A 16306-nucleotide genomic window follows, 5' to 3' on the forward strand; every position below is an offset into this window, starting at 1 on the left:
AGATAAATATGTAGATAAGATACAGTTTGTCTTTGAGTATTCTCAGTATGTTAGCCAATGTTGATAAAAGTTCGGTTCTGAGAATTTTGTCGAAATGAGTTCAAAATGCTAAATTTCCATTCCTAATTACATTTGGAGAATTATCAAGATGCCCCTGAAAAAAGGTTATGCAGTCTTAAAAGGTCATGCGATCGCGCCTTCCTGAAGAGATCGTACACGCTACGATTGCGGTCATGATACAGATTGCTAAAAATACCCAACGACGGAATTGAGTGAAAAATCGCATAACATTTCCCTGGTTAAACATAAAGATTGTATAACTAGGGGAATAAATTTTATTAAATTAATATATACCTTAAGACAGAACTTTCTGAGACCGTAAGTATGCTTTATTCGGATATAATGAGGAAATGACTTGCTAAGCTATCAAAGGAGTTTCACGCGAGCGCAAAACTCATCTAAGAAGGCAAAATCAGATTATGGATTCGGTTAATCATTAGAGAAGTAGACAAAACGAAGCAATTCGTAATAAATCGGAGGAATTCGATTTATTGACTTCACCAGACTCAGTACAGAACTGTATATTCTGTATTACCTGCAAAGGTTTAAGTCGGCTTTTAAATCATGACTTAATGAGATTAGCCCGTCTCAAGCGTCGAGGGAGGAACATGGCTACTTTGTCATAGCGCAACACCGAACCTTTTTGAGAAGTTTAAAAGCAGTGTCGAGGCACACCATACCCCAATCGGGAGATTCATCAAATGATGATTACTAATTCTGTATTTGTTCTCAGTAAAAATGGAAAAATACTAAAACCAACAACACCAGCTAGAGCAAGGATTTTACAATCTCAAGGCAAAGGGAAAAAGCTGAAATTATTCCCATTTACTTTAATTCTAGATAAGGATGTTGATGAAAATGTAGAGCCATATTTAGAACTTCGCTGTGACCCCGGTTCAAAATTTACGGGCATTTCCTTAGTAGACTTAAATAAGAATGAAGTCATCTGGGCAATGGAATTAGAACACCGAGGTGCTCGGATTAAAATGGAATTGATGAAACGTGCTGGTGTTCGACGTTCTAGAAGAACCAGAAGACTGCGCTATCGCAAAAAGAGATTTGACCGCAAAAAGCCACTTGGATGGTTAGCACCAAGTTTACGTCATCGGTTGTTAACCATTGAGACTTGGATCAAACGATTGCTGAAATTAGCACCGATTAAATCCATCGCAATTGAATCGGTAAAATTCGATTTACAAAAAATGGAGACACCAGACATAGAAGGTATTGAATATCAGCAAGGTACGCTAGCGGGTTACACCTTACGCGAAGCGTTGCTTGAGCATTGGGGTAGAGAATGTGTTTATTGTGGTCAAACAGATGTCCCCTTACAAATTGAGCATATTAATGCACGCTCTCAGGGAGGTAGCGATAGCTTCTCAAACCTGACATTATCTTGTGAGAAATGTAACCAGAAAAAGGGGAATAAGCCAGTAGAGCAATTTCTTCAGGATAAACCCGAAATCCTCAAAAAAATTAAATCCCATCAAAAACAATCATTATCGGATGCTGCTGCAGTTAACTCAACTCGTAAAGCAATATTTGAAATGGCACATCAATTTGGATTGCCTGTCATCAGTGGAGACGGTGCATCTACTAAAATGATTCGTATTCAAAGCGGATTGCCAAAAGCGCACTGGATTGATAGTGCTTGTGTAGGAACCGACCAAATTGTCAAATTGCGAATATGTCAACCATTGCGGGTTACCTGTAAAGGACACGGGACAAGACAAGTACAAAGAATGAATGCTAAAGGTTTTCCAGCGATCGCTAGTATCAAAAAAAATCCCATGACTGGTAAAAAAGAAGTTAAGCTAGTAGCCAAAAATCAAAAGTATACTCATGCTACGGCAGGCGATTATGTTGTTTGTACTTTACTGAAACACCGCAAGCACATTCAATCGGGAATTTATCGTGCCAGAGTTAAAACTCCCACTCCTAAAGGAGTAGAAGTGCTCATTAGCGGTCATCGGATTTCTCTAGATCGACAATATATCAAACTTATCCATCGTGCTGATGGCTATGAATACAGTTTTACTACGATTAACCAAGATTTACTACGTTTTAAACCTATCTAATGGTGTGACATCTCGAGAAATTAATTATGCATTGCCTGAAAGTCCTTGTAGGGGCGCAAGGCATTGCGCCCTTACATCTTTATCGGAGATGTCTAATAGAACGGGATTTTCAAAGAATACTGAGGTAAGTCTGCTCGGAGTTCATCGGTAACATTCTTAACTTACGATTCTTCAAATCTGGCTCTAAACCCAAAATCTCCATTGGCGTCACACCTAATAGAGCATAAGGTACTTCTGTCAATTCTAAACAATCAAAAGTTCCCTGACGATTTTCAACACAAAGTTCAACATCTCTAAAAATTCTTCCTTTTTGAACTCCGGCTGTTGTCTCCACATTTGCTTCTCCGCCTGAAACCAGACCTAACTGGCTAATTATGGTAGCAGGTAAACAAAGTAAAGTAGCTCTTGTATCGACTATGACATCATTTAAGACATAGGAGCGAACTTCTTCGTTTGGAATAAAGCCTCTCTCCGCTAAAACGCGGTCAATACGGTTAGTGACTGTCAGGGTCACAATAACTTGCCCCATCTGTTTATCCTGAAGATTTGGAAATATTAATCTACTCATCTTAACCAATTTATTGATTATTAATACATATATATTATCTTTAAATATAGAATTTTAGGCGTAGGTTGGGGAGCCACAAAAAGTGCGGGGGTTCCCCCCGTTGAGTGATGTGGCATTTGAGGAACGAAAACCAACATTCAAGTAATGGACTCCTTGTTAGTGGTAGTGATGATATGGAGATTAAGCTTTGGCAAGTTCCTTCATAATTTTCGTGTTGTCAATTACCACTAATAGGTTGTTCCCAAACAAGTTTTCTACAAACTTCGCATGCTTGTTTTTCAATCTCATCTGAGAGGTCTTCTAATATTGGATGATAACGCAAGCGATCGCAAGCCATTTGCAACCAGTTTTTCCAATTTCCACCCCACCACAAACGCACCATTCCGTCCCAACTTCCACTGACAATTGTCAGTCCATCTTGACTGATTGTAACAGCACTCACTACATCTTTATGTCCGGGGAGGAGACTATCGAGGAGATAACCCTGACGATTCCACAACCGCACGCAATTGTCGCGAGTTCCACTGATAATATACTGCCCATCTGCACTTACAGCAACGGAATTGGGATATAAATCTGATATGTGGCGATCGAGGAGCGGTTTACCTTCCCTATTCCACAATCCTAACGTATCATCATCACTACTCGTGACAATCGTTTGTCCATCAGCACTAATAGCAACTGCATTGATACAAGCCGAGTGACCATGAGAATTTTCACCAATGAGTTGACCTCGGTCATTCCAAATTTGAATATTCACAACATCACTGATACTGACAATTGTCTTACCATCAGCGCTAATAGCAGATCTTCGATGATAACTTTTTTGTCCTTCAAAGATTCTTTCTTCCAGCAAATTCCCAAAACTATTCCATACCCGAATCTTGTCAAAATTCATGTCATCACTTCCACAGGTAATGATGTTCTTGCCATTATCACAAATACTAATTGCATTGATAGTACTTTGATAGGCTTGTAACTCTTTTAATAAATCGCCCTGTGAATTCCACAAACGTAGAATTCCATTGTCAGTTCCTGTGGCGATCGCATTTCCATCAGTACTTATAGCGGCTAATTTCACAGTTTCTTGATGTGGAAGCGGTTGACGAATGGCATCTCTTAGATTCCATAATCTAGCGCCATCATCACTTGCACTCACAATAATTTTACCATCTTCACTAACAGCCACTGAGTTAACAGTTGCTTGGTGTCCTGACAAGACATCAATTTCATCACCTTGCAAATCCCATAATGTGACTTTACCAAGGTCGCCTCGGCTCCCTGTAACAACACATTTAGCATCTGCACTGACAGAAATATAATTTCCTAAATACTCCCGTTTTTGAATGAGATATCCTTCTAAGTTCCACAATCGCAATACAAATGATGGCGTGGCTGTTTTACATTTGCTAATACAAATAATTTTCTGACCATCTGACGTAAAAGTAACAAATTGAATGCCATTTTCTTTTAAGCTTATTTCATCTTCACTTAATAGAAAATTTTTCAGAAACTCACCTTCGGAATTCCATAACTGAACTTTTCCTGAAGGACTAGCACTCCCAGTTACAATATATTTCCCATTAGGGCTGAAATCTACAGAATTGATTTCTTCTGTGTCAAGTAAATCTTTGATTAAGTCACCATTAACATTCCATAATTGAGTTTTTGTCGGCTCTCCACTACTAGCTGTTACGATGTATTTTCCGTTAAAATTTATTGAATTGATTTTTGTTTGAGAAACAGAAAATTCTTGAATAAGATTCCCATTAAGATTCCATAGCTGCACTTTTCCTACAATTCCAAAAGTAGATGTTAAAATAATTTGACTATCAAAACTAAAAGTTAGGGAACTGAGATGACCATCGGGAACTGTAAAGTCACAAATAAGATCGCCATTAAGTTTCCACAAGTGTACCTGGAAATGGTCACTCACAGTTGCGATCGCTTGACTATCCGGGCTAAAAATAATGGATTGAATGCGATCGCAATCGGGAACTAAAAAACCATTAATAAAATTTCCTTGAAAATCCCACAAACGCAATCTTTGAGAATCAAATACACTATAAGCTATATATTGTTTATTAGGGCTAATAGCCACAGCAGATATATTTCCAACTCCCAAAACATCTCGTTCTCTAGCATTTTCCACTGCTGCTCTTAAACTAGACTGTACGGGACTAAGAACTGTCGTAAGTTTTTCTACATTTTGTCCCAATGTTACAACTGCTAGAGCTAAACCATTCGTCTCTTGTTTCAGATTAAGTAGCTGTTCCACGAGATATGCTTGCTGTTGTAGTTTTGCTGTGAGTTGATACTCCTCAAATATTCGTTGCTGTTGTGCCTTTTCCTCAAGCTCTTTTTTTCTTATATTGATACTCGTTTGAATAAATTCTATTTCTTGTTGATTCAGCCAAAGACCATCTTGAGAGCCAAGTAATTTTTCTAAACCATCGAGACGAGGATCTTTCACCCAAAGATATCCTATGGCTCGCTCGTGCTGATTCCAATCATACACAGCAAATGTCAAACGTTGTTGTAATATAATATTTTCGTGTTCTTGTCGCTGCCATGCGTCTAACTTGTCCCACTCTCGAACTAGCGCATCGTGGACGGGTTCTGCATAGGGTTCTCCCCCGATATCTTGTCCCCGAACAATTAAGCAAACACGCTCGAAATGGTCGAGAATCTTCTCCACTCGTTGGTTTTCTGCTTCCAACGGGTACTTAAGTTCCCATGAAGGGACTCTTCGCCTTGCTAAGTGTCCATCTTCAATAGTCACCATTCTTAACATGACTCGTCGCAATGTTGCTTGATGGGCTGGGTCAAACTTGTCATATTCCTCTGTTGCTCGTTGTCTTAACGAACCAATAACCCCTCCCAAAGTCTCATAATCGTCTTGAGTTAAAGTTCGTCTTTCTTCTACCACGCATTTTATATAAAGTTCGCTGAGTGTAAAAGATAACAACGATAGCGCTCCTGGCATTTGTCCCACATCATCAATAAGACGATCCACAAATGTTGGAGGCTCAAATTCTAAAATCTTTTCCATTGCAGGTCTTTCAATGGCTTGACGCAACTCATGAGATTTCATCGCTTTGACTTCAAAACGTCCTGCATTCCAGTAGGATTTCAAAGGAGAATCTATGAAATGGGATTCAAAGTCAGACCGCAAAGTCAACACGACATAGAGGCGAGAATCAGCAGCCAAAGCTTGTGCGAGAAAATTTAAGAAACTTTCTCGCTTTGCTTCTGACTTGCACATTGTTACGAGTTCTTCAAATTGATCTACAACCAGTAAATACTTTGTGTTGTCTTGAACTTGGTTGTACTGTTGAATCAGGTTAATAAATTGATTCGGTGCTTCTTGAAGCTTTTGTTTAAGACGAGCAATTTCTTCTCGTCTCTCCACCTCATCTGGATATGCATTTATTAAAATCGCTTCTGCAAGCGCTTTAAAAGGAGATCTTGTTGGTCTAATTGTCGGTAAGATAAAAAATTCTTGTTCGGGCTGATTTCGCAAGCAAGGAATTAAACCTGCTTTGACTAAACTTGATTTACCGGAACCGGAAACTCCTAAGACGACCGCGAGTTGGTGATGGCGATCGCGAATCCGATCGTACAATTGTTTTATCGGTACATCTCTACCAAAGAATAGAGAAGAATGTTTTTCCTCATAACTTTTGAGTCCTTGATAGGGATTGGTGTCTAACTTCAGGACGGGTGCATCTTCGAGATTTTCCCGATTGAAGTGAGGTAACAAGAAAATATATTCCCCTTTGTCGTGCTTTTCTAGAGGAAATAAACTAGGTGTTTGGCGACTATTGCGGTCATCAGTCATCGGTTCGATTTTATCCCGCACGTAGGAATAAATTTCCGTTGCAGTGATAATCCCATCGCCTCTTTTAAAAGTTGTGTCAGCGTCACCTTCCAATGCTTCAAATAATGCATTAGCAAAAGGCGAATGGTCTTGCGTCTCGTCGCTTTCTCTCTTACCAAAAAAACCAAAGAAATCAAGGGCTTTTTGATTGTAAGCAGCAGAGGTGATGACTTGCCATGCAGGTTCACTAATGAAGCGATCGTATCGTTGTTTGTAGATTTTGCGTACAGGCGTAGCATTGCGATAAGAACTCGAACGAAATGCACCTGCAAAACAACAGTCTAAAATTACCAGCATATGACGACAAGGCAATTCCATCAGAGCATCATGCAAATCTTGCATGGGTAAAAGAAGGTCTTGCGATTGAAGGAGATTCTCAGTTTTTGCATCTGTTGGGATGAGATAACCTCTGCATTCACTGTTATCTTCAAGTTCATCTGTAGGAACGATACCATGTCCGGCAAAGTAGAATATGATGCGATCGCTCTCTTGAACCTCCACAGTTGTATCACCTACTGGGAATTTCTTGTTTTTGAAATCGGCAAGCAGAGAGTGTAATCCAGAAAGGGTAGCCTGTGAATTGAGTAGAGTCTTAACTTGATATTTATAGGTTTGTTGAAGAATATTTGCCAGTTTTTCGGCATCAGCAACAGGAGTTGTTAAGGGCGGGATACCATTTGAGTATTCATTAATACCAATGATAACTGCTAAATTACGTTTAAAATCATATCTAGACTGAGTCATAAATAATTAGTAAATAACTGGATTGCGAGATATTTTGTGTGCCATTAAAAATTAGTTAGTTTTTTTATACGTAAGACTACACGGAGGGAGCGATCTTCTCCGGATATCTAACTAGATTAACAAAATAAATTTACAATCTTGCACTTGAATGCACTTTAATCACTGTCTGTTTGCTCCTAATACGGTTCGGATAAGACTCGATACCCTAGCCCCCCTTAAAAGAGCTACGGTGTACACACAAGTAGGCCTAGAGCGAGTTTCCAGCCAAAAAAGGTAGACTCAAACTGATAAAGCCCGCGAATCAACGTAGTCATACCTGGAGGTTTTTGGGACTTGTAACCACACCAACCGCCTCCTCGAGCAATAATCCAAGTAGCCCAAGGTAAAGAATGGGGAGGGTAAGGGTTTTTTTGGAATTGAGTTTTTCCTTCTACAGTTGGTGCTTTTGAAAGTTAAACATTGCTGTTGTTCATCGGAGAAAGCAATGGTAGCAGGTAGTTCGGGATTATCTCGACCTTGAATTAATTGTAAGGTTTTCAAGGCAATAGATAGGGCCAATACAGTCAGTTTTTGAATAGCAGAAATCGATTCTAATTGAGTGGCTTCTACATTTAATCCGGCCTTTTTCAAGGTGGCAAATAGTTGTTCAATGCGCCATCTCCATGTGTACCATTTAATCACACAAAGTGCTTGTTCTAAACAAACGACTTCATGGGTTGTTAACAATCGCGGCTTGAATTGGTTCCTGCCCACTAGGTGGGTTAACTTCAACCGCTTCAACTGCGTAAAGCGTCACACTTGGTGGATAATCTGAGGCACTCAATTTATCTGGACGTTGAATGTTCACTTTTGCACGGCGAACAATTAATAACGCTTCTCTTGCAGTTCTGCCAGTACGTGAGTCGGCTGGTACATCCACAGTATAAGTGCCTTCTGCTGGCTGTTGGTTTAAGTATTTAAACAGTGACGCGCTCTGGACTTTGAGGCGTCGGTCCTGGCATGCTCTGACTAATAAATGATTATTTTGATTTGGTACCGTCGCAAATTCTTCATACATATCGCTTTCTCGGTCAGCGATGTGAGTTATGCTTTTTGCATGACCAATAGTTAAACAGGGTTGGGTTTCTTCGGCAGAACGTAGCCACTTATATGATTCTTTTTCTTCTATCGGTAAAAGTTGGTAGTTGCGCTCATACTTGTCATCATGTTCTAAATCTCTAGTCCACAATTGTATTGTGCTCAACCCCAAAGGAAATCCATTTTCTGCGTTTAGTATTAGGGTGGGATGAATATAAAATCCTATATCTTTATTGTTTCCTACTACCCCCAACCCCTCTGGTTTCAATCTCCCTATATGCGACTGTAAATTGATTTCACTACTGTCACTAATTGCTAATATGTGCTTTCCTTCTACTTGTAACCAGCATTGGTTTGATAGACTCCGAGCTAATTCTCCCAGGCTCACTTTTTCATTCTCCAAAAAGCGGTAGTACCCTACCTGTTCAGCTCTATTTTTACTGATTTGTCGAATGATAACTGATTGATGTTTTTCCATCGCTGAGTACAATGCCGCCCCCTTTTTTCCAGCCTAGGGTCTCCAAATGCTTGCCCCTCGAATATTTGAGCATGAATTCTGATTGGATTGGACATTCTTGCTTATCCCCTGAAATCTCTTTAAGTAGTAGTTTACCAAGGGCAAGTGCGGACTGCCTACAATGTAAAATTAGCTTTTGACAAGACTTTCAGCCATTTCAAGATTTAAGACTATATATAAATGCGCGAACCCACAAATGTTCTGGCGAAGGCGACGCGAATAGCAGCCTGAAGAGTTGAAGTATACTAAACCTCAGCGACATACTCCACAAAATCCGGAGAGATTTGTTTTTGATCGCCTTGCGGCGGACAACGAGCATTCCATCAACCCTGCTTCTCACAGAGCTACTAACCTGTTGTCACATCGCCCAATTCTGCCTGTGTTGTTTGCGATCGCCTTGCGGCGGACAACGAGCATTCCATGAACACTCCCCTGAACGGTTACTGGGCTTTATCAGGCGCGAATCTACCTTTTTTGGCTGAAAACTCGCTCTGGGCCTACTTGTGTGTACACCGTAGCCTTAAAAGAGGGGGAACAAAGCCCCCCTTTCTAAGAAGGGTTGGGGGATCTTCAAGGTTAGAATTGTTAACCGAACCGTATTGGGACTTGTTCGTCAGGACTTTGAAACGTTAGCGTACAGAATAACAGATGTAACTGTTCTGCCACTGTTGCTGGACTTTTTAGGCAGTATACTTACTATAAAATTGATGGCACATGGAATAACTTCAGAACTAGAGTGCATCTTTGCACTCATTGGGTTTTCAAATCAGACACGACATGCTTCAAAATCATTTAGGACAACATATGGGTTCTTGTCAGATTTTGGTGATGTATTGAAGTGACTTTTAAATTGACACCAGAGGTGTGAGTTCATCGTGCTGGGAATGAATAGGTTTGGTGCGTTCTCGGAGCGAGCTACCACTGTGACAAGCAACAACAGCTTGAATTTCTGCCACAATTGAAAGAGCAATTTCTTCTGGAGTATTAGCACCAATGTCGAGACCAACCGGACTGTAAAGGTGAAGCAATTGGTCTGGTGTAGGCATGAATCCAGAGGCTTGTAAGTCTTGAAGCAATCGTTCTCGTCGAGTTTTCGGTCCTAACAGACCAATATACTTTAGGGGAGACAATAGTAAAGTTCTTAACAATTCTAAATCGTGAAGGTACTTATGGGTCATCACTACAGCAACCATATGAGAATTGAAACTGAGGTGTGCTTTCAGGTTTTCTGGATCGCAAAAAATGATATCATCTGCATTGGGAAAGCGATCGCGAGTTGTATAACCGGGTCGATTATCAATGACTGTAACGTGCCAACCAAGCTGTTTGGCACAGTTAACAACCGGAATAGCATCATAACCTGCTCCAAATACTAGCAACGGGAGGGGTGGTTGAATAACTTCCAGAAGGACTTCGACACGTCCGTTGACGAGTGAGTAAGATGCAACACGCGATCGCCCGTTTGTCAGAACCTCTCGAGCATCTTGCAACACTTTTTGAGCCAATTCACGGTCTTTAATATTATTAGTTACAGCACCATCTTGTTTTAAGAACAGCCGAGAGGCAACTTTTACTTGGGTTTCTCCCTTAACATCAAAGATAGTTGCGATCGCTCCCGATTGATATTGAAGAAAACACTCAGCGATAAACTCCAGTTGATTGCTAGCAAATGCATCCGCAAGAGATTCAATTAAGACATTGACAACTCCATTACAGCCAAGACCAAAGCCCCAAACAATATCGTCGCTAGATGTGGTATCATATTGTACAACTAACGGCTCGCCCGAGTAAAACATCAACGGTTGCGATCGTTCAAAGACGTTGCTCTCCAAACACCCACCACTTATAGCGCCGATTGTTTGACCATCATCGGTAATCAACATCCGTGCGCCCGGTCTGCGATATACTGAACCACTCGTTTTAACAACAGTGGCAAGAGCAGTACGTCGATCGGTGAGTTTGGATTGCTTGAAGGTTTCAATAATATTTTGAAGTTCTTTCATTTACCTAGCTGCATTCTTCTTTACATTAATTATGCCAATCTTTTCTGCTGAGACATAACAACAAAAGTGACTAAAGCGAGAACTATTACCAGAATCCCAGCCAGTCCGTAAGCTACTCTCAATCCTACTAGCTGACTTAATGGCTGGCTAAGCAGTGGTGACATAAATTGACCAAAGAAAAAGCAGGTTGTCAATCCGCCTAAAGTTCGTCCGCGTAGAGTATCAGGTGCGATCGAGGTTAGACAAAGATTCATATTCGGTAGCAGCAAGCCAAGTCCAAAACCCGCGATCGCAAGTCCCGGTAGAACCATCCCGTAGCCGTTTGCAAAGCAGATTAGCCCATATCCAACTCCTATACTAAAGAAAGCTATCTCGTAAACGCTCATAAAGGTTAAGCGGGCTTTGATGCGTTGATACAAGATAGAGCCGATAGCAGCAAATAAAGTGGCTAGGGCAATTGCTAGTCCACTCTGAGAAGCACTGGCATTTGTTAAAGCTTGTAGATAAAAGGGTAACTGCACGGGTACCATGTAAAAGACCACTTGAGCTAAAAACGCGATCGTATAAGTCAATACCACCAGTGCAAACGGGAAGCTAACAGCCTGAGTTTGAGAACTACTTTGTTGCTCTAAGGACTGACTGTTACGTCTGGGTTCCGGCAAAATCAGCAGAACAAGTGGCAAAAGTAGCAAAGCAACTGCATAGAGTAGAAATGGCATACGCCAGTTTACTTCCGCTAAGAAGCCACCGCTTGAGAGAAAAACGACTCCCCCTAATGCCATGAACGCCGCCTGCAACCCCAAAAATTTTGCACGGGCTGCACCTGTATAGTAATCAGCAATCAATGTCGTGGCGGTAGTCATAATCCCAGCGACACTCAAACCTAACAACGCCCGCCCCACTAAGATGAGTCCTATAGAATTCAGCCATAAGCCTGAACTGCCAGCCAATCCGTAAATTATTAACGTAATTGCTAACAGAGTTTTGCGCCCTATGCTATCAATAATGAAGCCTGCAAAGGGTGCTCCAATCGCAACGAAAAGAGATGGCGCGGTCAAAACCAACCTAACCCAATAGTCTGCATTATCGACGTCAGCGAAATGTTCTCGCATGATTGGGAGTGAAGGAGCGATTGTGGCGCTTGCCATGACAGCTAGAGTGCTGACAAAGAGCAGCGTTATTTTGACTAGAGGCGAGTTAATCGGCTGGCTCATGAATTTGTTTATCCCGCAAAGAGTTAAGTCGGTAAGATCCCCGACAAATAAGTGCGAAGTCGGGGATCTGAACCTGCTCAAGAGGTGAAACTGTGTTGTGCTGCACCAGTAGCTTTTTTTACCGCCACAGCAATTGCTTCCATAAAGGGTGGCAAGTCAATCGGGTGACGACTGGTAATTAAGTTACCATCAACCACAACTGGTTCATCGATCGCAATTGCACCTGCATTCCTTAAGTCGTCATGAATGGGCCAGTTCGCTGTCGCCCGCTTACCCTGCAAAATTCCAGCGCTGACAAACACCCACGGACCGTGACAGATCGAGGCAGTTACTTTGCCACTCTCGTAGAATTCCTTGACGAACTCGATCGCTGCGGGTGTTGAACGTAGGGCATCAGGATTCCACGTACCACCAGGTATAATCAGTACATCGTAGTCAGACACTTTGACTTCATTGAGGAATCGGTCAATTGGGAACCAACCAGCGTTCTCCATCCAGCGCACTGTCATAATATGTGTAGCCCGCATTTGAGGATACTGTACGCCAAACTTTGCAGGTGGCATCTCAAAACGAGGAGAAACTAGATGTACAGTCCCGCCGCGTTCCGCAATAAATTTATAAGGCACGGTGAGTTCGAGTTCTTCGACGCCATCTGTTGCTAAGATGACGAACCGCAACCCACCCATCTGGCTTGGATCGGCGGGAGGCTCAAGCAGTAAGCGCCGCATCGCCTCGTTTTCAGGCTCACCAGCTGAGACAATCAGTTGAGTGCTGATACGTGGTACGCTGACTGGCGCTTCGTAGCTTACTAGGCGACGATGCTCGTCGTTTGTCACAGTATTGTGTGTAGACTCATTCATGTGAGTTACTCCCTATAACAGCTTATCTGGGGTAATTGGCAAGTCGCGGATACGCTTCTAATTTTTTTCAAAGGAGCACGTTTCATCATAAGAGTTTGATGGTTGCTCTGTCTTTCTCATTCTTGCTGTCTTTGATACAATTTTGGGCATTGGGCATGGGAAAAGAATTATTTTCCTAACCTCATTGAGGGCTATTGCCCGTGGGTGTCTAGCCAGAAAATGGGGAGTAGGGAGTGGGGAGTGGGGAGTAGGGATTTTCTATAAGCAATCGTAGTTATCGGTCAAGAAGGCTCATCATCTGTGGAGCATAGCGATCGCCTGCTGTTTCTCCCACAGGTGCAACGCGATCCAGTTGTGCCAATTCCTCAGCACTCAAGCTAATATCAACTGCTGCGGCATTCTCCTCAACATATGCCCTGCGTTTCGTCCCAGGGATAGGTACAATATCATTGCCTTGGTGCAACAACCAAGCTAATGCAATTTGTCCGGGTGTCGCCCCTTTAGATTGGGCAATCTGGTTAACCTGCTCGACAATTCTCATGTTAGTTTCAAAATTCTCACCTTGAAAACGAGGGTCATTCCGACGATAATCATCTTCAGCAAAATCTTCAGCCCGTTTGACTTGCCCTGTAAGAAAGCCGCGTCCGAGTGGACTATAGGGAACAAAACCAATTCCCAAGTCTCGTACAGTTGGCAGAACTTGTTTTTCTGGGTTCCGTTCCCAAAGAGAGTACTCGGATTGCAATGCACTAATGGGGTGGACTGCATGGGCGCGACGGATAGTTTCTGGACTTGCCTCTGATAGTCCTAAGTAGCGAACTTTACCTTGCTCCACCAAGTCTGCCATTGCACCAATGGTTTCTTCAATTGGCACTGTCTTATCCACCCGGTGTTGGTAGAACAAGTCGATGTGGTCAACTCCCAACCTCTGTAAAGAAGCATCACAGACGCGCCGAACATTTTCTGGTGTGCTGTCTACACCAGCTATATTACCGTTTTCATCAATCTTGAAGCCAAACTTAGTAGCAATGATGACTTGGTCTCTACGGTCTTTGATAGCCCGACCCACCAATTGCTCGTTGGTGAACGGACCATAAACCTCAGCGGTGTCTAAAAAGTTGATGCCTAATTCAATAGCTCGGTGAATTGTTTGAATTGACTCAGCTTCATCTCTACTGCCATATGCCCAACTCATACCCATGCAACCGAGTCCGATATCTGAGACTTCTAATCCTTGTGTTCCGAGTTTTCGTGTTTTCATGTCTGATTTCTCCTAAGGTGATAGATACATTGCTGTTACAGCAGACTTGTCGCTGAGTAAGGTTTTTTAACCTTAGACCTCAATAGAATGATGTAACCTCAGGAAGGCAAATTTCAAGGAACTTGCAAAAAAATAGCTGGTTCTCAGCTTAATTGCTAAATGTGACAGAAAAATGACAGCCAATTTTCACATAAATGAATCGATCGCGCTTCCGCAGTTCTGTGTGAGACACCAAAGGCGATATACTTCAGGTACGCTTCGCGATTCTCGTTAAGACGGCAAAGGAGATGGATGAACCGTCACTTTGCAATTTTTGGTGGAAATAGCATCGGTAACTCAAACTGCGGAAAAAGCTCTCAACAGTTCGAGCATTTTTGCCTTGAGTGCTGCAATTGCCTCTTCTAAAGACTCACAAGGTTCCGTATTCAGCAAATGGGCTTAACCGACAAGTATTGGATTGGTGGGTTCTTGGCAGATCGTCGTAATGTGACTACCTCGTTGTCGATACACTGAAAAGCCAATTTTCTCTAAAGCTTTAATGCACTCCGCACCCGAAACAATTGGTAGCTTACTCATACAGCAACAACTTCAATGTACAAAAGTCAGTAAATCGCAAGTAATTATGCGAACATAATATGATTGCCCTATTTCAATACAAGCTGACGCAGGCGAACTACAAGCAGTACATTCGCTCTCTTAGGGCAGTATGCAAGAACGCGGATTACGTTTTAGCACTTTAATTTTGCATGGGCATCCAAACGCTGAGTGCGTTTGCCAATTACGGAAAGCTCAGCTTTGGGAGGCAGTGGTGGCGGTTCATCCGGTGGTATCTCTCTCTGAACTTGACTTATATTGACCCCAGGGATGCCAATGGTAAGAGTTGTCGTCTTTCCTAGGGTAGATGAATTGGATTGAGCTTGGCTTTTTGCGGTTGCGTCTGCAACGGTTGTAGCGATCGCAGAAGCCATAAAAATGACATAGCGCTTTCTATTTTTCTTAAGCTTGAACAGGTAAAAAAAATAGTCATCGTATCCTTATATTTACTGAATATGTTGAAACTCAAAAAGCCTTAGCTATTGCGATCGCTATGACAGCTTGGTGTGATAGGTTGGAATTGCACCTTTAGATCGAATCGTCTGTTGTGGCTAAGGATCGTTTTCATCAAGTTGTTAAGACAGCTCTTGCTAAAGATGGGTGGAATGTGACTCACGATCCGCTTCAGATTAAAGTAGGTGGTGTAGATATGGAAATTGACTTCGGGGCAGAACGATTACTAGCTGCGGAGCGAGGAGATGAGAAAATTGCCGTGGAAGTCAAAAGTTTTTTGACCAGTGCTTCGGCAATTTCCGAGTTTCATACAGCACTGGGGCAGTTTATTAACTATCGGGCTGCATTGCGTCGTAAAGACCCGGATCGCATTCTCTATCTAGCCGTACCCGATCTAATCTACAACAGTTTCTTTCAACTTGATTTTCCCGCCTCAATGCTGCAAGAAAACTCCGTAAAAATAATTGTTTACGATATTGAATTGGAGCAAATTTCACTATGGAAAGAGTGACGGATAAATTAACGAACTATCAGCAAATTGTACAGCAATTGTTGATGGGTTATGCAGAAATTAAGCCAGCTTATGGTGAGATTGAGGTTGAGACTATTTTTGATACGCAGCGCCATCACTATCAAATTGTGCATCTAGGTTGGCAGCATAAGCGCTGGGTGCATCATTGTGTAATACATCTTGATATTCGCAACGAGAAAATCTGGATTTTTTATAATTCAACAGAACATGATATTGCGGCAGATTTAGTCAATTTGGGCGTACCAAAAGAAGATATTGTGCTAGGTTTTTATCCTCCTTTCATGCGGGAAATGAGTGACTATAGTGTGGGCTAAAAGTAGAAGAATTAAAAGGCGATCGCTTTCCGGTGAAAATGGCTTTGATTGAAGATGAGAGGCGATTACTTGATAGATAAGTAGGGCGATATAAAACCAAAGCTTTTACGTATTTTTACAGACTGCATATGAAGTCTAAAAAATTGACATT

General features: G+C 41.9%; 12 protein-coding genes and 1 pseudogene. 4 read left to right on the top strand and 9 right to left on the bottom strand.

Annotation, left to right across the window (positions count from 1 at the left end; translation table 11 throughout):
* The first annotated feature begins 761 nt into the window (after positions 1–761).
* Positions 762–2138 carry an RNA-guided endonuclease IscB gene (iscB, locus tag F7734_RS25745; RefSeq protein ID WP_243147082.1) on the top strand — a complete coding sequence of 459 codons (1377 nt, stop codon included), beginning with the start codon at positions 762–764 and terminating at the stop codon, positions 2136–2138.
* Between the two features lie 109 nt (positions 2139–2247).
* On the opposite strand, the gene F7734_RS25750 is transcribed toward iscB, so the two are convergent.
* From F7734_RS25750 to F7734_RS25760, 3 genes and pseudogenes are all read right to left on the bottom strand, one after another.
* Entirely contained in the window at positions 2248–2706 is a 459-nt protein-coding gene (locus F7734_RS25750; RefSeq protein WP_155747483.1) for an aspartyl protease, read from the bottom strand.
* A 217-nt stretch (positions 2707–2923) separates the two neighbouring features.
* Positions 2924–7330: a caspase family protein gene (locus tag F7734_RS25755; protein WP_155747484.1), complete on the bottom strand. Its 4407-nt coding sequence runs from the start codon at positions 7328–7330 to the stop codon at positions 2924–2926.
* Between the two features lie 224 nt (positions 7331–7554).
* A pseudogene (locus F7734_RS25760) lies at positions 7555–8885 on the bottom strand (IS4 family transposase).
* A gap of 274 nt (positions 8886–9159) precedes the next feature.
* Between F7734_RS25760 and F7734_RS25765 the strand changes: the two are divergent.
* Entirely contained in the window at positions 9160–9348 is a 189-nt protein-coding gene (locus F7734_RS25765; RefSeq protein WP_155747485.1) for a hypothetical protein, read from the top strand.
* A 421-nt stretch (positions 9349–9769) separates the two neighbouring features.
* Here F7734_RS25765 and F7734_RS25770 read toward each other — a convergent pair whose 3' ends face one another.
* From F7734_RS25770 to F7734_RS25795, 6 genes are all read right to left on the bottom strand, one after another.
* A complete protein-coding gene (locus F7734_RS25770) occupies positions 9770–10927 on the bottom strand; it encodes an XdhC/CoxI family protein (protein WP_155747486.1) in 1158 nt (385 codons plus the stop codon).
* A 29-nt stretch (positions 10928–10956) separates the two neighbouring features.
* Positions 10957–12141 (bottom strand): MFS transporter, encoded by a 1185-nt coding sequence (locus F7734_RS25775; RefSeq protein ID WP_155747487.1) that lies wholly within the window; start codon positions 12139–12141, stop codon positions 10957–10959.
* Between the two features lie 77 nt (positions 12142–12218).
* Entirely contained in the window at positions 12219–13001 is a 783-nt protein-coding gene (locus tag F7734_RS25780) for a type 1 glutamine amidotransferase domain-containing protein (protein WP_207714207.1), read from the bottom strand.
* Positions 13002–13275: 274 nt separating this feature from the next.
* Positions 13276–14262, bottom strand: coding sequence for an aldo/keto reductase (locus F7734_RS25785; protein ID WP_155747488.1), 987 nt, complete (start codon positions 14260–14262; stop codon positions 13276–13278).
* 438 nt (positions 14263–14700) lie between these two features.
* Positions 14701–14838 (bottom strand): type II toxin-antitoxin system HicA family toxin, encoded by a 138-nt coding sequence (locus F7734_RS25790; RefSeq protein ID WP_243147083.1) that lies wholly within the window; start codon positions 14836–14838, stop codon positions 14701–14703.
* A 152-nt stretch (positions 14839–14990) separates the two neighbouring features.
* The gene (locus F7734_RS25795; RefSeq protein ID WP_207714208.1) at positions 14991–15230 is read right to left on the bottom strand and encodes a hypothetical protein; all 240 of its coding nucleotides are present in this window, start codon (positions 15228–15230) and stop codon (positions 14991–14993) included.
* A 173-nt stretch (positions 15231–15403) separates the two neighbouring features.
* On the opposite strand from F7734_RS25795, the gene F7734_RS25800 reads away from it, so the two are divergent.
* On the top strand, positions 15404–15820 hold the full coding sequence (locus F7734_RS25800) for a XisH family protein (protein ID WP_166482145.1): 417 nt from the start codon (positions 15404–15406) through the stop codon (positions 15818–15820).
* Positions 15808–16155 carry a XisI protein gene (locus tag F7734_RS25805; protein ID WP_155747489.1) on the top strand — a complete coding sequence of 116 codons (348 nt, stop codon included), beginning with the start codon at positions 15808–15810 and terminating at the stop codon, positions 16153–16155. Before F7734_RS25800 ends, F7734_RS25805 begins: the two co-directional genes overlap by 13 nt.
* Positions 16156–16306 lie beyond the last annotated feature (151 nt).

This window comes from Scytonema sp. UIC 10036, assembly GCF_009725235.1.